The 17535-nt window shown below is 43.9% G+C and carries 11 protein-coding genes; 8 read left to right on the forward strand and 3 right to left on the reverse strand.

What is annotated here, in order from left to right; all coding sequences use genetic code 11:
• The first annotated feature begins 67 nt into the window (after positions 1-67).
• The 5 genes from purU (at position 68) to MJO52_RS04565 (ending at position 6862) form a co-directional block, all read left to right on the forward strand.
• The gene (gene purU / locus MJO52_RS04545; RefSeq protein WP_252084763.1) at positions 68-904 is read left to right on the forward strand and encodes a formyltetrahydrofolate deformylase; all 837 of its coding nucleotides are present in this window, start codon (positions 68-70) and stop codon (positions 902-904) included.
• Positions 905-936: 32 nt separating this feature from the next.
• On the forward strand, positions 937-1389 hold the full coding sequence (locus MJO52_RS04550) for a hypothetical protein (protein WP_252084764.1): 453 nt from the start codon (positions 937-939) through the stop codon (positions 1387-1389).
• Between the two features lie 108 nt (positions 1390-1497).
• The gene (locus tag MJO52_RS04555; RefSeq protein ID WP_252084765.1) at positions 1498-2229 is read left to right on the forward strand and encodes an AraC family transcriptional regulator; all 732 of its coding nucleotides are present in this window, start codon (positions 1498-1500) and stop codon (positions 2227-2229) included.
• Positions 2230-2592: 363 nt separating this feature from the next.
• Positions 2593-5430, forward strand: a complete 2838-nt coding sequence (locus MJO52_RS04560) for a TonB-dependent receptor (RefSeq protein ID WP_252084766.1) — start codon at positions 2593-2595, stop codon at positions 5428-5430.
• Between the two features lie 112 nt (positions 5431-5542).
• A complete protein-coding gene (locus MJO52_RS04565) occupies positions 5543-6862 on the forward strand; it encodes a glycosyl hydrolase family 18 protein (protein ID WP_252084767.1) in 1320 nt (439 codons plus the stop codon).
• Between the two features lie 241 nt (positions 6863-7103).
• On the opposite strand, the gene MJO52_RS21370 is transcribed toward MJO52_RS04565, so the two are convergent.
• Complete coding sequence (locus MJO52_RS21370; protein ID WP_353505465.1) at positions 7104-7280, reverse strand: zinc-ribbon domain containing protein; 177 nt, start codon at positions 7278-7280, stop codon at positions 7104-7106.
• A 276-nt stretch (positions 7281-7556) separates the two neighbouring features.
• Entirely contained in the window at positions 7557-10448 is a 2892-nt protein-coding gene (gene gcvP, locus MJO52_RS04570; protein ID WP_252084768.1) for an aminomethyl-transferring glycine dehydrogenase, read from the reverse strand.
• A gap of 1398 nt (positions 10449-11846) precedes the next feature.
• On the opposite strand from gcvP, the gene MJO52_RS04575 reads away from it, so the two are divergent.
• From MJO52_RS04575 to MJO52_RS04585, 3 genes are all read left to right on the forward strand, one after another.
• A complete protein-coding gene (locus tag MJO52_RS04575) occupies positions 11847-13061 on the forward strand; it encodes a hypothetical protein (protein WP_252084769.1) in 1215 nt (404 codons plus the stop codon).
• A 1019-nt stretch (positions 13062-14080) separates the two neighbouring features.
• Complete coding sequence (locus tag MJO52_RS04580; protein WP_252084770.1) at positions 14081-15082, forward strand: helix-turn-helix domain-containing protein; 1002 nt, start codon at positions 14081-14083, stop codon at positions 15080-15082.
• Positions 15069-16298 carry an MFS transporter gene (locus tag MJO52_RS04585; RefSeq protein ID WP_252085969.1) on the forward strand — a complete coding sequence of 410 codons (1230 nt, stop codon included), beginning with the start codon at positions 15069-15071 and terminating at the stop codon, positions 16296-16298. Before MJO52_RS04580 ends, MJO52_RS04585 begins: the two co-directional genes overlap by 14 nt.
• Positions 16299-16354: 56 nt before the next feature.
• Here the strand turns inward: MJO52_RS04585 and MJO52_RS04590 are convergent, their stop codons facing one another.
• Complete coding sequence (locus MJO52_RS04590) at positions 16355-17521, reverse strand: acyl-CoA dehydrogenase family protein (protein ID WP_252084771.1); 1167 nt, start codon at positions 17519-17521, stop codon at positions 16355-16357.
• Positions 17522-17535: the final 14 nt, after the last annotated feature.

A 17535-nucleotide genomic window follows, 5' to 3' on the forward strand; every position in this document is an offset into this window, starting at 1 on the left:
ATCGCTGAATCGATTAGACGGCATAGTGTATAGTCTGAACTCTGGATATTTGGCCTGAAATTCGACCATGGAAAAGAAGATACTGCTAACCGACTGCCCCGATGATAAGGGCCTGATCGCGAAGATTACCAATATTTGCTACAAGCACCAGCTCAATATCATCAAGAATGATGAATTTGTAGACCGCGCGGAGGGCCGCTTTTTTATGCGCACCGCCCTGGAAGGTATCTTCAACGACACCACTTTCCTGGAAGATTTGGATATGGCCCTGCCGCAGAGAGCCGAGCGGCGCCTGGTGTCCACCAAACGCAAGCGCCTGGTGTTGATGGTGACACGCGAGCCTCACTGCTTGGGTGACATCTTGATGAAGTGCTATTCGGGCGCGCTGGATGTTGAGATAGCCGCTGTGATTGGCAACCATCCAGACCTGGGTGGGTTGGTAGAGAAGTTTGATATTCCCTTCCACTGTGTACCGGCACAAGACCTGAAACGCAGCGAGCACGAGGAAAAAGTGGCTGCCCTGGTAGATGAGTACAATCCGGATTACCTGGTTCTGGCCAAGTATATGCGTGTACTCACCCCGGAGTTTGTCGCTCATTATGCTGGCCGAATTATTAATATTCACCACTCCTTCCTGCCGGCCTTTATCGGGGCCAAGCCCTATCAGCAGGCCTATGAGCGCGGAGTTAAAATTATCGGTGCCACCGCTCACTTTGTGACTGATGATCTGGATGAGGGCCCGATTATTGAACAGGATGTAATACATGTGGATCATGCCTATTCGGCGGAGTCCATGGCGGATGCGGGCCGCGATGTGGAAAAGTTGGTTTTGTCCCGCGCACTGCAGTTACTGTTGCAGGAGCGGGTATTTATCCATGGCAATAAAACCGTGGTATTCAAATAATTGATAAAGTCTCCTGAGGCTAATAGCCTTTTATGGAAGCTATTGATGAGCCAAGAGGGCTTGCTGTGCTGAATAAAAATAAATTTAACTCCCCATTTTCCCCAATACGGCTATTTGGGGGCTTGGCAATTGCCCTGATATTGACAGGCTGTACCAGTAACAGCCCGATACCAGGAATGAAGGAATCCTTTGAGACAGAAGTTGCTCCCAATGGCGCCAAGCGTTTTACTTTTACGTTAAAGGGAAAGCAGCGTGATATCCCTGCGCCAGTTGTGGCAGGTTCCAGTGCTCAGTCCCGTATGCCGAGAGGGCCAGTGGAGAGCGGTGGCCTTTCAAGTCGTCGGGTAGAAGCCTATTTTGATCGGGCTCTGGAGCAGAAGTTGATAGAAACCGGTTTCTGCGAGCGTGGTTATTTTGAAATTGAGCGAATTATCTCCCCACATGGGGGAGAAGTGCGGGGTGAGTGTAGAGAGGGGGCATTTTGATACTTTTAGTGTCTTGATTAGAAAAACTTATTGAGTTTGTTAATTTTTAAGAGGTTAGTCAGTAAGCTCAGCTATATTCCAGTTTTATACAAAATGTAAATAAGAATAATGAAGTATAAATCAGTCTTGGAACAGGTCTCTACGCAGCAGATCATTGCAGTGTTTGACCTTATATCAGATATTATTTTCTGGGTAAAAGATGAATCCGGCTATGTGGTGCATTGTAACCGGGAATTTATTGAGCATGTCGGCTGCAGGTCATTACATCAGGTAGTTGGCCGTTCAGATATGGATTTTTCCCCTTCTTATCTCGCTAAAAACTATATACGTGATGACAAAAGGGTGATGTCAGGAGAGACGATTACAGATCGTCTGGAATTGAATATTGGTAAAACAGGCGAGTTAGTTTGGTTTACGACATCAAAGCGCCCATTAAAGAGTGCCAATGGAGAAATCATAGGAACCTATGGTGTAGCTCGAGACCTTAAAGAAACGGTTAAGACTCTCTCTAGAATGGATAAACTTAAAAGGCCAGTTGAATACATAAAAAATAACTATAGTCAGCCAATTGCCGTTGAAGATTTGGCAGAGATCGCGAGTTTATCGGTTAGTGCACTAGAGCGGCGATTCAAAAAATATCTGGATAAAACACCCATGCAATTCGTTCGTGAAGTCAGATTAGAGAACTCTCGTCGTATGTTGGTGGAAACACAAAGCCCAATATCTGAAATTGCTTATCGGGTTGGCTTTACATCTCATAGTTACTTCAGTAGACACTTCAAAGGCATGTTTGGACAGCTTCCAGCAAATTATCGTAGTGAAGTTCAGTCCAATATATAAACACCGAACAAGCTGAGTGTCCTCAGCAACTTTAGAGAGAGCAGTACGCTAACTTCCCCCGATGAGTTGACAGCCGCCCATTTAATTCATTTCCTGAAATTCTAGACCCGAGTTTGACTTGGGATTTTCCTCCTTAAAACAGGTAGTTAGTCGATTCATTTTTGGCTTTCTGCGACTGCTTGTTTTTTCTTAAAAATCTAAAACGCCGATTTTGTTTCATTAGTATCCCAGTATTGATTACCTCTCCATCAAGGTTTTTTTTTAGGGTTTTAGTGCTCAACAAATGAACTGTCTTTTTGGGGTTTAGGGTCCCCTGACAGTTTTACGCCAGCCCTTTGAAAGGGGCTGGCATTTTTTGAACCGGTGAGAGAAAAAATAGAAAGTTGGGATGCTATGAAAATAATGAAGAATAATAGCCGAAAAAGGGTTAATACCTGGAGCAGAGGTTTCAGGCAGAAGTCTATGGTTACTGCTATCTCGCTGGTCGTAAGTAGCATGGCGATCGCGGAAGATACTTCGGACTCTGATGAGAGAATTGAAGAGGTTCAAGTCATTGGAATTCTTGAGAGTGCTACCAAAAACCTTGAAATCAAACGGGATTCCCTTGCTGTAGTAGATGCTATTACTGCAGAAGATATTGGTAAGTTCCCCGATAAAAATGTAGCTGATTCTCTTCAGCGTGTGCCAGGTGTCACTATCGATCGCAGTGGTGGTGAAGGTAGCACGGTTAGTATTCGGGGAACCAGCTCAGAGTGGACTCTCACCCAGTTAAATGGGAATTACATTGCTACTTCCGGTAGTGGAGCTCCCTCCAGAAATTTTAACTACTTATTGCTTCCCTCCAGTATGATCAGTAAGGCAGAGGTTTATAAAAGCCCCGAGGCAAGAATTGATGAAGGTGGTGTCGGTGGTACCGTTATCCTACATAGCCACAAACCTCTTGATCTTGATGCTGGACAAGGTGTAATCACCACAGAGGCGACTTATTCAGATACTACCGAAGAGTGGGACCCACAATATAATGCTTTCTACTCCTGGAAAAATGAGAGCGAAACTTTTGGTATTTTAGTGGGGTACACCAGCCAGGACCGTGGCGTAACCGGAGTTACCAATTATGCAAGTGGCTGGCGTTTGCACTCGGATACTGATGAAAATGCAGATTTGTCAGCTCTTGTTGATCAGACCACAGAAGAAGTTTTCAACAATGTGTGGGCGCCCACGCAGGTCAGTATTCACAACTCTAAGGAAGACCGAACCCGTGATGGATACCAGCTTGCCGCACAGTGGCGACCCACTGAACGCCTGGAGTTTGGTTTTGCTTATTTCGGTTCCAAGCTTGGCTATGACACTAATACTCAAAGCCTGACATTTGCGGAATGGAATGATCATGACGATGCATACTATGGCATTGAAGTGGATGGAGATACAGTCGTCACCTATGGTTTTAACGACAATGGTGACCTTAATGAAAATAACTGGGGCGATGGAGATGTAAATGGTGGTGTAGACGTATACCGTGGTTTGATGTCTCCCCAGCTGACAGGCTATACCCGCAAGGGTGAATCGGAATCTAACACTTATGATTTTGAAGTTATCTATGAAGGGGATTTTTATACCGCGGCTATAAATGTTGGGCATACAGAAGCAGAGGGGGGAACTTCTGAACTCACATACGCTAATATGGATGCTCGTTATGGTTCCGTGGATAGCTGGCTTTGGTCAATTGCAGATGGTAAGCCGAGCTATGAAGTTTCCACAGATCTCACTAAAGATACAGAAGCTTATCCCTACTATGACTGGTTTGGCTCAGATGCTACGGAAAATAGCGATGAAGAGAGTTACTATCAGCTAGATTTGGCATTTGATACTAACTGGGGAATTGTTAATAAGTTTTATGTGGGCACAAAGTATAGGGATCATGAGGCTAGATCCTATAGAGATATCTATCGCTGGGATGACGAGACTGATGATAATGGCGGTTACCGAGGTTGGTTACCTGGCGATCAATGGTTCCACAATCCTGATTACCACCCAGATACTTCAACTTTAATTAGCGATAAGGTAGTTGATAATAGTGCTGGTAATACAGGTGCCATTGATTATCTGGCATTTGATACCGATGCCTTGATGGACTATGTGCGTGGAAACTTCAACCTCACTGTTATGCCAGTACTATCTGGCACTTATACAATTGATGAAGAAATATTCTCAACCTATGCCCAAGCTGATTTTATATGGCGAGACTTCCGCGGAAACTTGGGGGTTCGCTATGTCAGCACAAAATTATCTACTGAAACGTATGATGATATTACTGGAATGGAATCGGATGAAGTTATTGCTAACTCCCGCAGTAATACCACAAAAGAATTTTTGCCAAGTTTGAATGTTGCTTGGGATCTAACTGATGATCTGGTAATAAGATTTACAGCCTCTAAAGCTATGTCAAGGGTGAGTTACGCTTATTTGGGGCAGGCTGAAACTTATGGTCCACCAGTTCATATTATTTCTCCGGATGAGTGGACGGGGCGAGGAAGTGGCTTCTTTGCGAATACGGATCTGGAGGCCATGATCTCCAAGCAGTTCGATCTGGGCCTAGAGTGGTATTACGCCGATGGTTCTGCATTGGGTGTAACTTTATTTGACAAAGATATTGACAATCTGCCAATCCAAGTAACTGAAATTGTTGAGCGTGAGCACGATTGTTGTAATGGCCCTATTGAAGTGGAAATGAAGGGGCAGATAGGGGGAGGAAACGCAACTTCTAGAGGGGTGGAGTTGTTTGCCCAGCATGCTTTCGAAAGTGGCTTCGGTCTTATGGCCAACTATACATTTACCGATACCGGCACTTCCACGATCATTCTTGCTAATGAGTCAATCGAAGCTGAGATACCTGGTACCGCGAGACACCAATATAATTTATCTGCATTTTATGAGAATGAAAATTTCGGTGTTCGTGCCTCCTATAATTGGGTGGATGACAGGGTTACAAGTTTACATCGTGGGTATGCGGTATACGATAAGGACTACGGACAGTTGGATCTGAATGCAACCTATACCTTCACTGATAACTTTAATATCTCTGCCTCTATTATCAATTTAACTGAAGAAGTGGCGGAGGGATATTGGAAACAGGAAAATCGGATGACATACAACAACTACTCTGGGCGCCGATTTTATATTGGTGCAAACTATAAATTCTAACACCTCGTTGATCGTAGTATTGGGTGTAGAGCAAATGCACTACACCATTTTTTGACTTTAGATGTTAGATTGTAAAATTCACATAACTACATAATAAAAAATGAGCATAGATATGAAACAACCAACACTTAGAGCAATGCAAGCTGCTTGTGCTACCTTTTTATTTCAGGCTGGTGCCTACGCAGATATTGAAGTGGTCAGTTCAGGCGTATGTCCTTCTGATGCTACAACAGTAAGCTATTCTGAAGCGCTTAATTATCCTGATGAATTTTGTGGTCTTCTCAATAGTGGTGATTTGGTCGGCCTGTCTGGAGGGGCTTCAATAGAGCACCTGGGTGACAATTGCCAATTGACGGATAATGAAAGTCGTCAAATGTCCAAGACACTATGTAAGTCTGAACCTTCAGCACCACATGTTGTTAGTGGAAGCAGTTGTTCATCCGATGCAGACCCGGTTACCTATCTTGAGGCACAAATTTATAAAGATGAACTGTGTTCGGCTCTGGGGGACTGGGAAATTGCAAACCTTGCCGATAATGCCTCCATGGATGGCAGTGGCTATGGGTGTGGTTCACGCAAGAATGAAATCCGTGAGCTGGGCTCAACACTGTGTAAATCTGATACTCCTCAGGAAAGTGGATCTGCTCCGAAAGTTGCCTACGTAGAGGTTAACAGTAATAACCTGGGCAATGCGGGCTGTTTTACAGAGAGCGATGGCAGTCAGTTGTTCGATATAGCTGTGATCTTTGCGGCAAATATTAATTACGATGGTCAGAAAGCTGTACTGCATTTTAATGACCAAGTGTCAGACTTGCTCAATAACAATTTGAGTACAGTACAAGATTTGCAAGACAAGGGTACGAAAGTAGTACTCAGCGTTCTCGGAAATCACCAAAATGCAGGTTGGTCTTGTTTTGCCGATGAGCAATCCGCTGATGACTTTGCTCAGCAGTTGAAAGATGCAGTGGATCAATATGGTCTGGATGGTATTGATATTGATGATGAGTACTCACAGTGCAGCCAAACCTATTCTGACTCCCTGGTAAAAGTGACTAGTGCATTGCGAGAGAAAATGCCGAATAAAATCATTTCCAAAGCACTCTGGAGTGATACCGATGCTTTTCAGGCTGAATGGAATGGCAAGAAACTGGGCGATCAACTAACTTATGGCTGGGAGATGAGCTATTGGTTGGGCTCAAGTTGTACTTCAAGAATCCAGAAGTATATCAATCTGGGTGTTGATAAATCTAAGCTGGGTGTTGGAGCTTCCACTGTTATGAATGGTGCATCTACTGCAAGTGCTTTGGCCTCCTGTAACGAAAATAATAACCTTGGTGGCGGCACTATGATATTTAATGTGACTAAAGATTCTAGCAGCTACCTTTCTACAGTTTGGCCAGGTACTTCAGCGGTTCCTAGTTGCCTTAAGTAGTTCAAAAATATTGATAGTTGTGATTTAGTTAATTCTCTTTAGTAAATCTATTTCGGAGTGGGTAGTAAACACTCCGAAATACAACCCTTATACTCAGCTCCTAAGGAGTTGTTTCTGACTCTTGGCGGATACACTTCTACTCTTTTTTAATAAAGCTCTTTTTAAAGAAGGCCTCATTGGGGTGTGGCTTTTTCTTTGCCATTGCTTCCATATGAGCTTTCTGTTCTGCCTTCGCTTGGTTTCACTTTTTCCTACAGGGCCGGCAGCTAACCGTAGAGGTCTCGAAGTCTCCCTTGGCGATTTCATACCACCATTTTTGTTGCTTTGCTGTCCATACTTCTTCTGAGCCACAATCTTTACATTGGAATTCTCGATCCAAGTAGTAGAGAGGAATGTCAATGTAGTAAGAGTGGTGCACAACTGCTGCCCTATCTACCGCAATAGCCCAGCCGGGATTGGGGCCACTGAATTGACCAAGAATCTAGCCCCTATTTAACTTCTCTATTCTCATTTTCTCCGAGCTTGCTTAATTTCGGTTCTTCTTTGGTTACCGCTTTTCATTGGGTGTTCCTTACCACTGATTGAGAGAAAAAAGGGGTGCTTTTTAGGTGGTGCGAAGTTTAATTCGCCCCAATAAAAACGAAAAAAGCGGGCAAAAGCCCGCTTTTAAATCCACCTGTGAGAGTGTCGGATTTTACTCGGCGTAGCTCTCGATCGGAGGGCAGGAGCAGATCAGATTGCGGTCGCCGTATACGTTGTCGATACGGTTGGCAGCTGGCCACACCTTATGCTCTTTTAACCACGCCGCCGGGCGCGCAGCGATATCGCGGGAGTAGCTGTGGGTCCACTCATCGCTCATCACGTCCTCAAGGGTGTGGGGTGCGTTGTGCAGCGGGTTGTCTTCAGGAGTGTACTTACCGCTGGTGACATCTTCCACTTCCTGGCGAATTGTTGCCATCGCTTCGATAAAGCGATCCAGCTCACCTTTAGATTCACTTTCGGTAGGCTCGATCATCAGGGTGCCGGCTACCGGGAAGGACATGGTGGGAGAGTGGAAGCCAAAGTCCATCAGGCGCTTGGCGATATCCTCTTCAGTGATACCGCTGGCCTCCTTGAGGGGCCGCAGGTCAACCAAGCACTCGTGGGCAACAAAGCCATTGGTGCCGGTGTAGAGCAGGGAGTAGTGCTCACCCAGCTTCTTGGCTACGTAGTTGGCGTTCAGGATTGCCATCTCGGTAGCCTGCTTCATACCCTGCTTACCCATCATGCGGATATACATCCAGCTGATCGGCAGGATACTGGCGGAGCCCCAGGGAGCAGCGGAGATGGTGCCGTTATCCAGATTGGTTTCCGGTACTTCAGTCACCGGGTGGGCCGCCAGGTAGGGCTTCAGATGTTCGCCAACAGCGATCGGACCCATACCGGGGCCGCCGCCACCGTGAGGAATACAGAAAGTTTTGTGCAGGTTCAGGTGGGATACGTCACCACCGAACTGGCCCGGAGCGGCGACGCCGATCAAGGCGTTCATGTTGGCACCGTCGATATAAACCTGGCCGCCAGCCTGGTGAACCAGATCGCAAACTTCGCGGATACCTTCCTCGAACACCCCGTGGGTGGACGGGTAGGTAACCATCAGTGCGGCAACGCGGTCGCCGTGCTCTTCGATTTTGGCTTTCAGGTCTTCGATATCCACATTGCCTTTATCATCACAGGCAACCACAACCACTTTCATGCTCACCATCATGGCGGAAGCCGGGTTGGTGCCGTGGGCAGAGGCGGGAATCAGGCAGATGTCGCGCTGGGTTTCGCCCTTCGCTTCGAAGTACTTCTTGATGGCAACCAGGCCAGCGTATTCGCCCTGGGAGCCGGCGTTGGGCTGCAGGCTCACCGCATCGTAACCGGTGCAGGCGGACAGCATTTGCTGTAGCTGGCGGAACATTTCCGCGTAGCCTTCTGCTTGATCTACTGGTGCGAAGGGGTGCAGCTTGCCGAACTCGGGCCAGGTGACTGGGATCATCTCGGCGGTGGCGTTCAGCTTCATGGTGCAGGAGCCCAGGGGAATCATAGAGTGATTCAGGGCGATGTCCTTGGCTTCCAGAGACTTGAGATAGCGCAGCATCTCGGTCTCGGAGTGGTAAGTGTTGAACACCGGGTGAGTTAGGAATTCAGTATCGCGCACCAGGGAGGCGGGTACACCCAGAGAGCCCTTGCTGGCAATTTCGCTGTCCAGAGTATGCAGATCGATGCTGTGTTCGGTGCCGATAAAGGCATTGATCAGGTCGGACACATCTTGCAGGGTGGCGGTCTCACTCAGGCTCACACCCAGGGCGTCTTCACCAATTTTACGCAGGTTGATCTCAGCGGCCAGGGAGCGCTGGTAAATCTCTTCCTGCTTGGCGCCAACAGTGATATTCAGGGTATCGAACCAGCTGTCGTGGGCCAGGTTAAAGCCTTCCTGCTGCAGGGCGGAAGCGAGAATGTCTGCCAGGCGCTGGATGCGGGCAGCGATGGTTTTCAGGCCTTCAGGGCCGTGGTAAATCGCATAGAAAGCGCTCATTACCGCCAACAGCACCTGGGAAGTACAGATATTGGAGTTGGCTTTCTCGCGGCGAATATGCTGTTCGCGGGTCTGCATAGCCATGCGCAGGGCACGCTTGCCTTTGCTGTCGACGGAAACACCGATAATACGACCCGGTGCGGAGCGTTTGTAAGCTTCGCGGAAGGCGAAGAAACCGGCGTGGGGACCACCGTAGCCCATTGGGATGCCGAAGCGTTGGTTACAGCCAACAACTACGTCTGCACCCATATCACCCGGTGCTCTCAGGGCTACCAGGCTCATCAGATCTGCGGCCACGGTTACCAGGGCGTTGGCTTCGTGCACCTTGGTGATGATGTCGGTCAGGTCGCGTACGCGACCGGTGCTGCCGGGGTACTGCAGCAGGGCACCGAACAGCTCGGCGGGAATATCTTTTTCCACATCACCTACAACGACCTCGAAGCCGAAGTGCTCGGCGCGGGTCTTAACGACGGCGATGGTCTGCGGGTGGCAGTCCTGGTCCACAAAGTAGACGTTGGATTTGTTGCGTTTGACCTGGCGCTTACACATGGCCATGGCTTCAGCTGCTGCGGTACCTTCATCCAGCATGGAGGCGTTGGCCAATTCCATTCCGGTGAGGTCCATAATCATCTGCTGGAAGTTCAGCAGGCCTTCCAGGCGGCCCTGGGCAATTTCCGGCTGGTAAGGGGTATAGGCGGTGTACCAACCCGGATTCTCCAGCACGTTGCGCAGGATCACATTGGGGGTAATGGTGTCGTGGTAACCCATACCTATAAAGGTGCGGTAGATCTTGTTGCGCGCCGCGATATCTTTCAGCTCTGCGAGGGCCTCAACTTCATTGATTGCATCGGCCAGATCCAGCTCATCGGTCTTGCGAATGGCTTCGGGCACGGTTTTCTCGATCAGCTCTTCGAGGCTGGCAACTCCGAGGGTTTCCAGCATGGCCTCTACCTGTTTGGCATCGGGGCCAATATGGCGATGGATAAAGGCGTCGTGTTGTTCCAACTGCTGCAGCGATGGTTGGGTCATAAACTTCGTTCCTGTAGTCGCAGGGAGTCGTCGCGGTGCGCTCGCGGTTAAAAATAGCACCTGGCCTCGGTACCGCTTTTCCTGTGGAAAGCCTCGGGCCTCCGCGTAGCGGATAGGCGAGGGTAACGCTTGGGAGAATCGGTTTGATGGCAGCCCCAGTGTTGCAATACGGAACCAGAGGGGAAGCCGGGCCATAGCGGCAGGCGCGCATCTTAGCAATCGGCGCGAGTAGGGGCAATCTGCGGGTTTTGGGCGGGGAAACTGCTAAATTTTGGCGCAAAAAGTGGGTTAAATCCTGTAATGTGGGATATTGAGGTATTTTGTTCTGGGTGAGCCGAAGAAGTTATGGTTTTAAGTGCGAACAAAGGGTATGAGTGAACATATAGTCCCAGACCCTACGGTAGCGAGTAGCCTTCTACTAGGGCATCGAGTATATGTATATTCAGTAACGGCTGGAAACTAGAGATCTCCTTAGATGGGTATAACCTAATTTTGTCTCCAAGCTCATTCATTTAGCTTTCATCTAAGGTGCCTGGCTAAATTTTAAATGAATGATATAAAAGTTAGTAATCTGTAAAAATGTACTATTACAGCTGTTACTTAAATCTAGCAATATTTTTAAATAGAAGAAATATTCTGAGCTGTTCCAATCAAATTTTGTGCTTCAATCAAAATAATCCTTTTCCAAGACCGACGTTACTGGATGGCTAAACTTTTAACTTCAAGAATAATTTCTAAGCACAAAAAGAAATTTTTGAATATATACGCGTTAGATATCTGACGTTCATCAACGCCAAATTCTTTGAGTTTTCATTTGATAGCATAGCTTTACTATTTAATGGCTTTATACGGTAAGAAGAGGTATTTAATTCATCTTTACCTGAAAGATATAGCGTTAAATGAAGGTTGTCTTTTTGTGTAATCTCTATCTCTTTCAAAGTAATCCTTACTGCAATCGCTGTTTCATAATTACTATATATTCTAAGGGGTGGTACATCTAGTTATATCATGGGTTTCCTTTTGTGAAGCAGGTTTATTACTTGATCGACTTTTTTACAACCCCACTTCAGGCTTTAACTCTTCATAAAGTTGGTGGAGATAATCATTTAGACTGTATTTTTAACCTGAAAATGGTGCAAGAGAATGGTTGGGAGGTTAGTAATTATCGATGCTAGTAATTTATGAAGCCGTATTTTTATCATGCTGAATCTGGAAAAATGACATGAGATGAATTTAAGGTTAATCTTAACCGGTTATTTATCTTATCGGTTCATGATTCGGGATCTGATAAGGTTGGTATCTAACTAATAGCAAGCTACCGTAGTTTGATAAGTAGGATGTTTGAGTTTTGATACTATCCGGTAGCGGAGCTTATTAAAATGTGCAAAGGATTAGCGAGTGAAAAATAATAATTTATACATGGTGGTAACAATACTCATCCTAAGTGTTTGCAATACTCAAAGAGTAGAGGCTAACGGTGGTAATACCAACAGAATAACAGAAGTTCTAAAGTCGGGTGAGGTTGGAGTGAACCTTCGATACCGTACAGAGTATGTCGAACAAGATAATATGTATGAAGATGCAGTAGCCTCTACTTTAAGAACACGTATTAACTGGAGAAGTGGTAGCTTTCAGGGGGCGAACTTCTTCCTAGAGTTGGACAATGTGAGTGAGATTGGTGTAGATAAGTATAACTCTACGGTTAATGGTAAGACTGAATATCCGGTTGTGGCTGACCCCAAAGGTACAGAGATTAATCAGGTATACTTGAGATATAATTTAGAACAATTGAAAGTTACGGTAGGTAATCAGCGTATTAACTTAAATAACCCACGCTTTGTTGGAGGCATGGAGGGTAAAGCAAGCTGGCGTCAGAACGAAAGAACATACGATGGTATACGCTATCAATATGGTAATCCGGGTCAATTACAGTTAGATCACAGCTATATCTACAACATCAATCGTGTTTATGGAGAAGATAGCAACTTTTCAGATTTCAAAGGGGATATCCACTTATTTCGAGCTAGCTACCCTGTTTTAACAAAACATCAACTATCTGTATTTTTATATAATCTAGACTTCGATAATGCCATAAATGATTCTAGTCGTACTTACGGTATGGATTATCTGGGAAATTTTGGTGCCATTGAAACCCGTTTGAGTTTCGCACACCAGAAAAATATTAATCAAAACCTTAATGATTACTCAGCAAATTATTATCTAGCTGAGATTACAGGCACCTTAGGAAAAATGAAGGGGAAAATAGGTTACGAGATACTGGGAGCAAACAACGGTATTGGTTTCAGTACACCACTTGCAACTACCCATAAATTTCAAGGATTTACAGATAAATTCAGAAAAACACCAGCAAAAGGTGTTGAAGATTTGTATGTTACTGCCAACTTAAAACTGATCGGTGGGAATTTGGGCATTAGCTATCATAACTTTGACGCTAATCAGGGAAGCGCGTTTTATGGTAGTGAATGGAGTGTCAGATATAATCGCAAATTCAGTAAGAATTTGTCCGGAATGGTGAAATATGCAAACTATAATGCAAAAGATTATTTATCTGATACAAATAAATTTTGGTTGATGATTACTATGAATTTTTAATTTTAGGGGTGATGTATAGATATTGACAATGTATCTTAGATTTTAAAATGTTTTGAGTTGTGGTATGTAGCTTGTCAGGAATATGAATTATATGAAAGGGCAAGCTAACCACCTAGCCTACATTGGCCTGTTGTTAAAAGTTTTGTATAGCATAAAGTAAATTATTTTTTCTCATCCAAAATAGGTAGAACTGCCGGTGTTTACAGTTGCCAAATGGGATTAAATGGCGAACATTATGCAACCATAAAATATCCACTGATCCTGCTGGAAAGTAGAAGTGATGTCTAAGAAATTTCGATTATCCGACAGATTTAAAGGATAAGCTGTGAGTTCTTTCTTAAGTAGGCTTCAGTATTGAGAAGAGCAGGTAGTATGATTAATTACATGAACGAAACACCTCTCAAGAAGTCTGACAAATAATTACCCTGAATAGATGAAAGGGCTTTCTAGCGGTTTGGCATAGGAAAACTGTAATCTAGATATGGGAAAATAAGAATGGAAAGATGCTGACTGCTGACGATATTCAAGTAACAAGTACCATAACAGCACCCTCAGTATAGAAATAGTGTTCCTCTCCTCCTCATGCGACATTGCATACAAAACACTTACTTTTTGTGTGGAAAATCGATAGTTCTTGAGTCTCCTAAAGATGGCTTGGTGGGCCACAGTTTAGATAGTATCTAACAAGAAAGTTCAAGTAGAAGAATAGTTTCTAGTATGGATGGAAGAATGTTTCAAAAGTATCAATGGCATAAAGTAGAGTGAAATTTTGAAACTTTAGATATTTTCTGACCCAGGCTGTTAAGCAGATGATTATTCAACCTCTCTTCAGATCTTATATAACTTTACTCAACAAATAATCAAGATAGATAAGTCACAAAATAACACTTTAGCTAAATAACATCCTATTTAGTTTCTTACCTGTAGAAAATAAAGGTAGTTAGTTTAATTTCCTTGAAATGAAGGCAATCTAATGTATTCTCATGTGAAAAATTTGATGGATAGATGGATTAGATCAAATGGAGTTGTGTGGGAAAAAGTCTGTAATTGATGGTTGCGTACCATTTATTGTCTCTGATAATTACTTACAAGAGACAGGTAGGGCCCAGGGCAAGTGGAGCCAAACTTCTCTGCCACCTGAAATTGGCGATACGGAGTTCACGACGTGTAGAATATGCGACGATATTACTTTGACTGGAAGTAGCTGTACGTTTAATGACCACTATCTTTCGTGTATTCGCTATCAAAAAAATACAACACTACTGATATTTGGATTTGAAGGAGTTAGTTCCATTGGGTTTTCCAAAAATGATATAAATTATTTGATTAGACCTGGTGATGTTTGGTTGGTGAATACCGGAGGCAGTAAGCTTTTTCGATATACACCTTCTAAGCAAAAGAATGAAATGGTTGTAATCAAATATGCAACAAAACGTGTCGGTTTTGCCTTTCCAAATAAATCTAGAATTTTTTCCGATAATGGAACACCTTGGCTTATGAGGCTGGGTTATCAAGAAGCAAATGAATCCTGGATTTCAGACTTAATGGGAAACCCTTTTAATACGGCTTTAGATTGTTTGAGTGCTGAGGCAAAAACGCTCGATGTATTGGCTCGATGGCTGAGACCTCTCGCTGAACTTGCACCTGATGATACTCCCGTCGCAAAAAAATCATCCGAAATGGACAAGATAATAAACTTGATGACGGCTGATTTAGCTAATGTCCCTTCGCTGGAGGAAATGTCAAGAATAGTAGGGATGAGCCATAGTCGATTAAATAGAACCTTCAAAAAGACTTTTGGCAAGACAGTATTTGGTTGGCTAAGAGATTATCGGTTGGCGAGAGCACGATCACTGTTAAAAGATAAGCAAAGAAGCATTACAGATATTGCTTTCTTATGTGGATTTAGCAGTGCAAGCCATTTTGCACAGACCTTTAAACAGAGATATAGCTGCACTCCTATTGAATTTAGGAATAATGAAAAACTACAGGAAGTGTACTGTGAGTATGGAATCAGTTAAGTCTTTTAAGAAAGCACAAAACATTAATTTATTACTTCTTATCCTGGTTGCCAATGGAGTAGCACACAGTCTATTTGTTATAACATTTCCTTTACTTGGTAGAAATTTGGGGCTAACAGATATTCAAACCGGTTTTATATTAACGGTTTCCTCTCTCGCTATGATGATTTCGGCTCCATTTTGGGGGGTAAAAAGTGAAATTTATGGAAGAAAAAAAATTATATTCATTGGTATATTGGTCACGGGTTTATTTTTGATATTGACCGCAAGTACTATATATATAAAGCAAACTTTTCATATAACTGTGGCGTCTGTATTTTTAATTATACTTTGCTTAAGGCTATGCCAGGCAATCGGGGTTGGAGGCATTATGCCGGCAGCTCAGGCATTTATTGCTGATCTCACCTCTCGTGACTACCGCGCAAGAGGAATGGGTAAAATGGGTGCTGCATTCGGAGTTGGTACTATTGTTGGTGGTTTCATAGCAATGCTTATTGGTAAGCATTCCATAGCAATAGGATTCTCGATCGTTGGATTTAGTCTAATAATATTGTGGTGGTTAGGCTGCAATAATCTACAAGAATCAAAGGAAATTGGAAGTTCGTCATTAAATACAAAATTTAGATTATCTTATAAGAATCTGCTACCAATGTTGTTCATAACATTTTGTGGTCTGCTAATTTATGGAACATTACAGCAAGTTATTGGTTTGAGGTTACAAGATGAATTTGGTTATTCCTCGGGAGAGGCACTTAAAAGAACTGGTGCAGTAATGATGACCAGTATGACAGTTATGGTTATAACTCAGGGTGTGTTAATGAAATTACTTTCATGGTCCCCTGAGAAGTTATTAATAGGTGGTTGTATCATTCAAGTTGTAGCCTTAGTTATATCTGCTTCTGCAGATTCTTACCTGTGGTTATTTTTAGGTATGGCAATTCTGGGAGTTGGTATGGGTTTACTTTTTCCCGGAAATCTCGCGTTATTAAGTCTCAGTGGTGATGAGAATACACAGGGGAAAATAGCTGGAATCAATGGCGTCAGTAAAGGCTTAGGATTGGCCCTGGGCCCATTGATGGGAGCATTTCTTCACCAGTTTTCCCCTCTCTCACCTTTTATGTTTACTATATTATTAGGTGGGCTAATGGTCGCTGTTAGTTTTTGGAGAGTTAAAAATCATAAGTTAATCCTTCTAAAAGGAAATCAATCAATCTAATTTCTCTGGTGTAGCCAGAAACTGACTGAAATAGTAGTTCTGGCTTTCAAGGGAATTTAGCTGGCTACGAAACAAGGCCCAACTGATCTTTTTAGACCCTTCGCTATGATATTCATATGGATTTCTGATGTTCCATCTATAATACGATACAGTCTAGCATCGCGATAGAAACTCTCAATCACCTCTTCATCGTGACAGCCCGAGGCGCCAAAGACTTGGACAGCCCTATCTGCAACACGCCCCAAAGTTTCGGTTGCGAGTATCTTTACTTGGGAAATGGCAGCTCGAGAATCTAAGCCAGTATCAATTTCCTTAGCAGTTTGTAGAAGAAGTGCTCTTGCAGCTGAAATTTCAATATTACTATCAACAATCATTTGTTTTATTTGGCCAAAATCAATGAGAGCTTTACTAAATTGTTGACGATCTTGGGCGTGTTTCTTCATCAAATACAGCAGACGGTGGCACTTTCCAATTGCCCTGGCTCCGACTTTACTTAATCTTGCTTTTCCTAATGTATCGCCGAGGATTCTAAAGCCGTCATTCTCCTCTCCTAGCAGCGCATCTTTTCCCAGAATAAGATTGTTGAAAATTAGCTCACGATGCGTTGTACCCTTAAATCCGAGCATATTAAAACTTTTTCCATAGGAAAACCCCTGTTGACTCCTATCAACCAAAAATAAAGAGATTCCACGTGGACCAAGATCTGGTTGAGTTACAGCTGCAACTATAAAGTAGTCACAGAAATCCGCATCACTAATGAAATATTTCCTTCCATTAAGTATCCAGCCGGCATCACAGCGTACGGCCCTAGTAGTAATAGATGCCGCATCAGAACCTGCCTCAGGCTCAGAGACAGCTAATGCTGAGTGCCGATCGCCTCTGATACTAGGAATTAAAAAACGCTCAATTTGTTCGGCTGTACCTTCCTTAATACACTCATAGATATTTCCGGCCGCTCGACGTGCAAGAATTTCCTTGGTGGCTCCGAACTGTTCTTGCAAGAGAACGTTATCTAATGTGGTGAGTCCCCCCCCTCCAAATCGGCGATCAATATTGGCCGCAAAAAGACCTTCTTGTCGAGATTTTCTTATGATTTCATTAGAAGATTCTGAACTTATTCCACCAGATTTTTCAACCTCCTTTTCAAGAGGAAGGAGTTCTGTTTGTACAAAATCACGTGCTCTCTGAACAAGCTTTTCTTGTTGTTTTGTTAATAATGACATGTTTATCCTTTAGC

It is taken from the genome of Microbulbifer variabilis, from assembly GCF_023716485.1.
GTDB lineage: Bacteria > Pseudomonadota > Gammaproteobacteria > Pseudomonadales > Cellvibrionaceae > Microbulbifer > Microbulbifer variabilis_B.

Excerpts from the sequence above, each read along its gene's own strand:
- MJO52_RS04585 (WP_252085969.1), top strand. The coding sequence starts at position 15,069 with ATGGAATCAGTTAAGTCTTTTAAGAAAGCACAAAACATTAATTTATTA.
- MJO52_RS04590 (WP_252084771.1), bottom strand. The coding sequence starts at position 17,521 with ATGTCATTATTAACAAAACAACAAGAAAAGCTTGTTCAGAGAGCACGT.
- MJO52_RS04565 (WP_252084767.1), top strand. The coding sequence starts at position 5,543 with ATGAAACAACCAACACTTAGAGCAATGCAAGCTGCTTGTGCTACCTTT.
- MJO52_RS04555 (WP_252084765.1), top strand. The coding sequence starts at position 1,498 with ATGAAGTATAAATCAGTCTTGGAACAGGTCTCTACGCAGCAGATCATT.
- MJO52_RS04550 (WP_252084764.1), top strand. The coding sequence starts at position 937 with ATGGAAGCTATTGATGAGCCAAGAGGGCTTGCTGTGCTGAATAAAAAT.
- MJO52_RS04580 (WP_252084770.1), top strand. The coding sequence starts at position 14,081 with ATGGAGTTGTGTGGGAAAAAGTCTGTAATTGATGGTTGCGTACCATTT.
- gcvP (WP_252084768.1), bottom strand. The coding sequence starts at position 10,448 with ATGACCCAACCATCGCTGCAGCAGTTGGAACAACACGACGCCTTTATC.
- purU (WP_252084763.1), top strand. The coding sequence starts at position 68 with ATGGAAAAGAAGATACTGCTAACCGACTGCCCCGATGATAAGGGCCTG.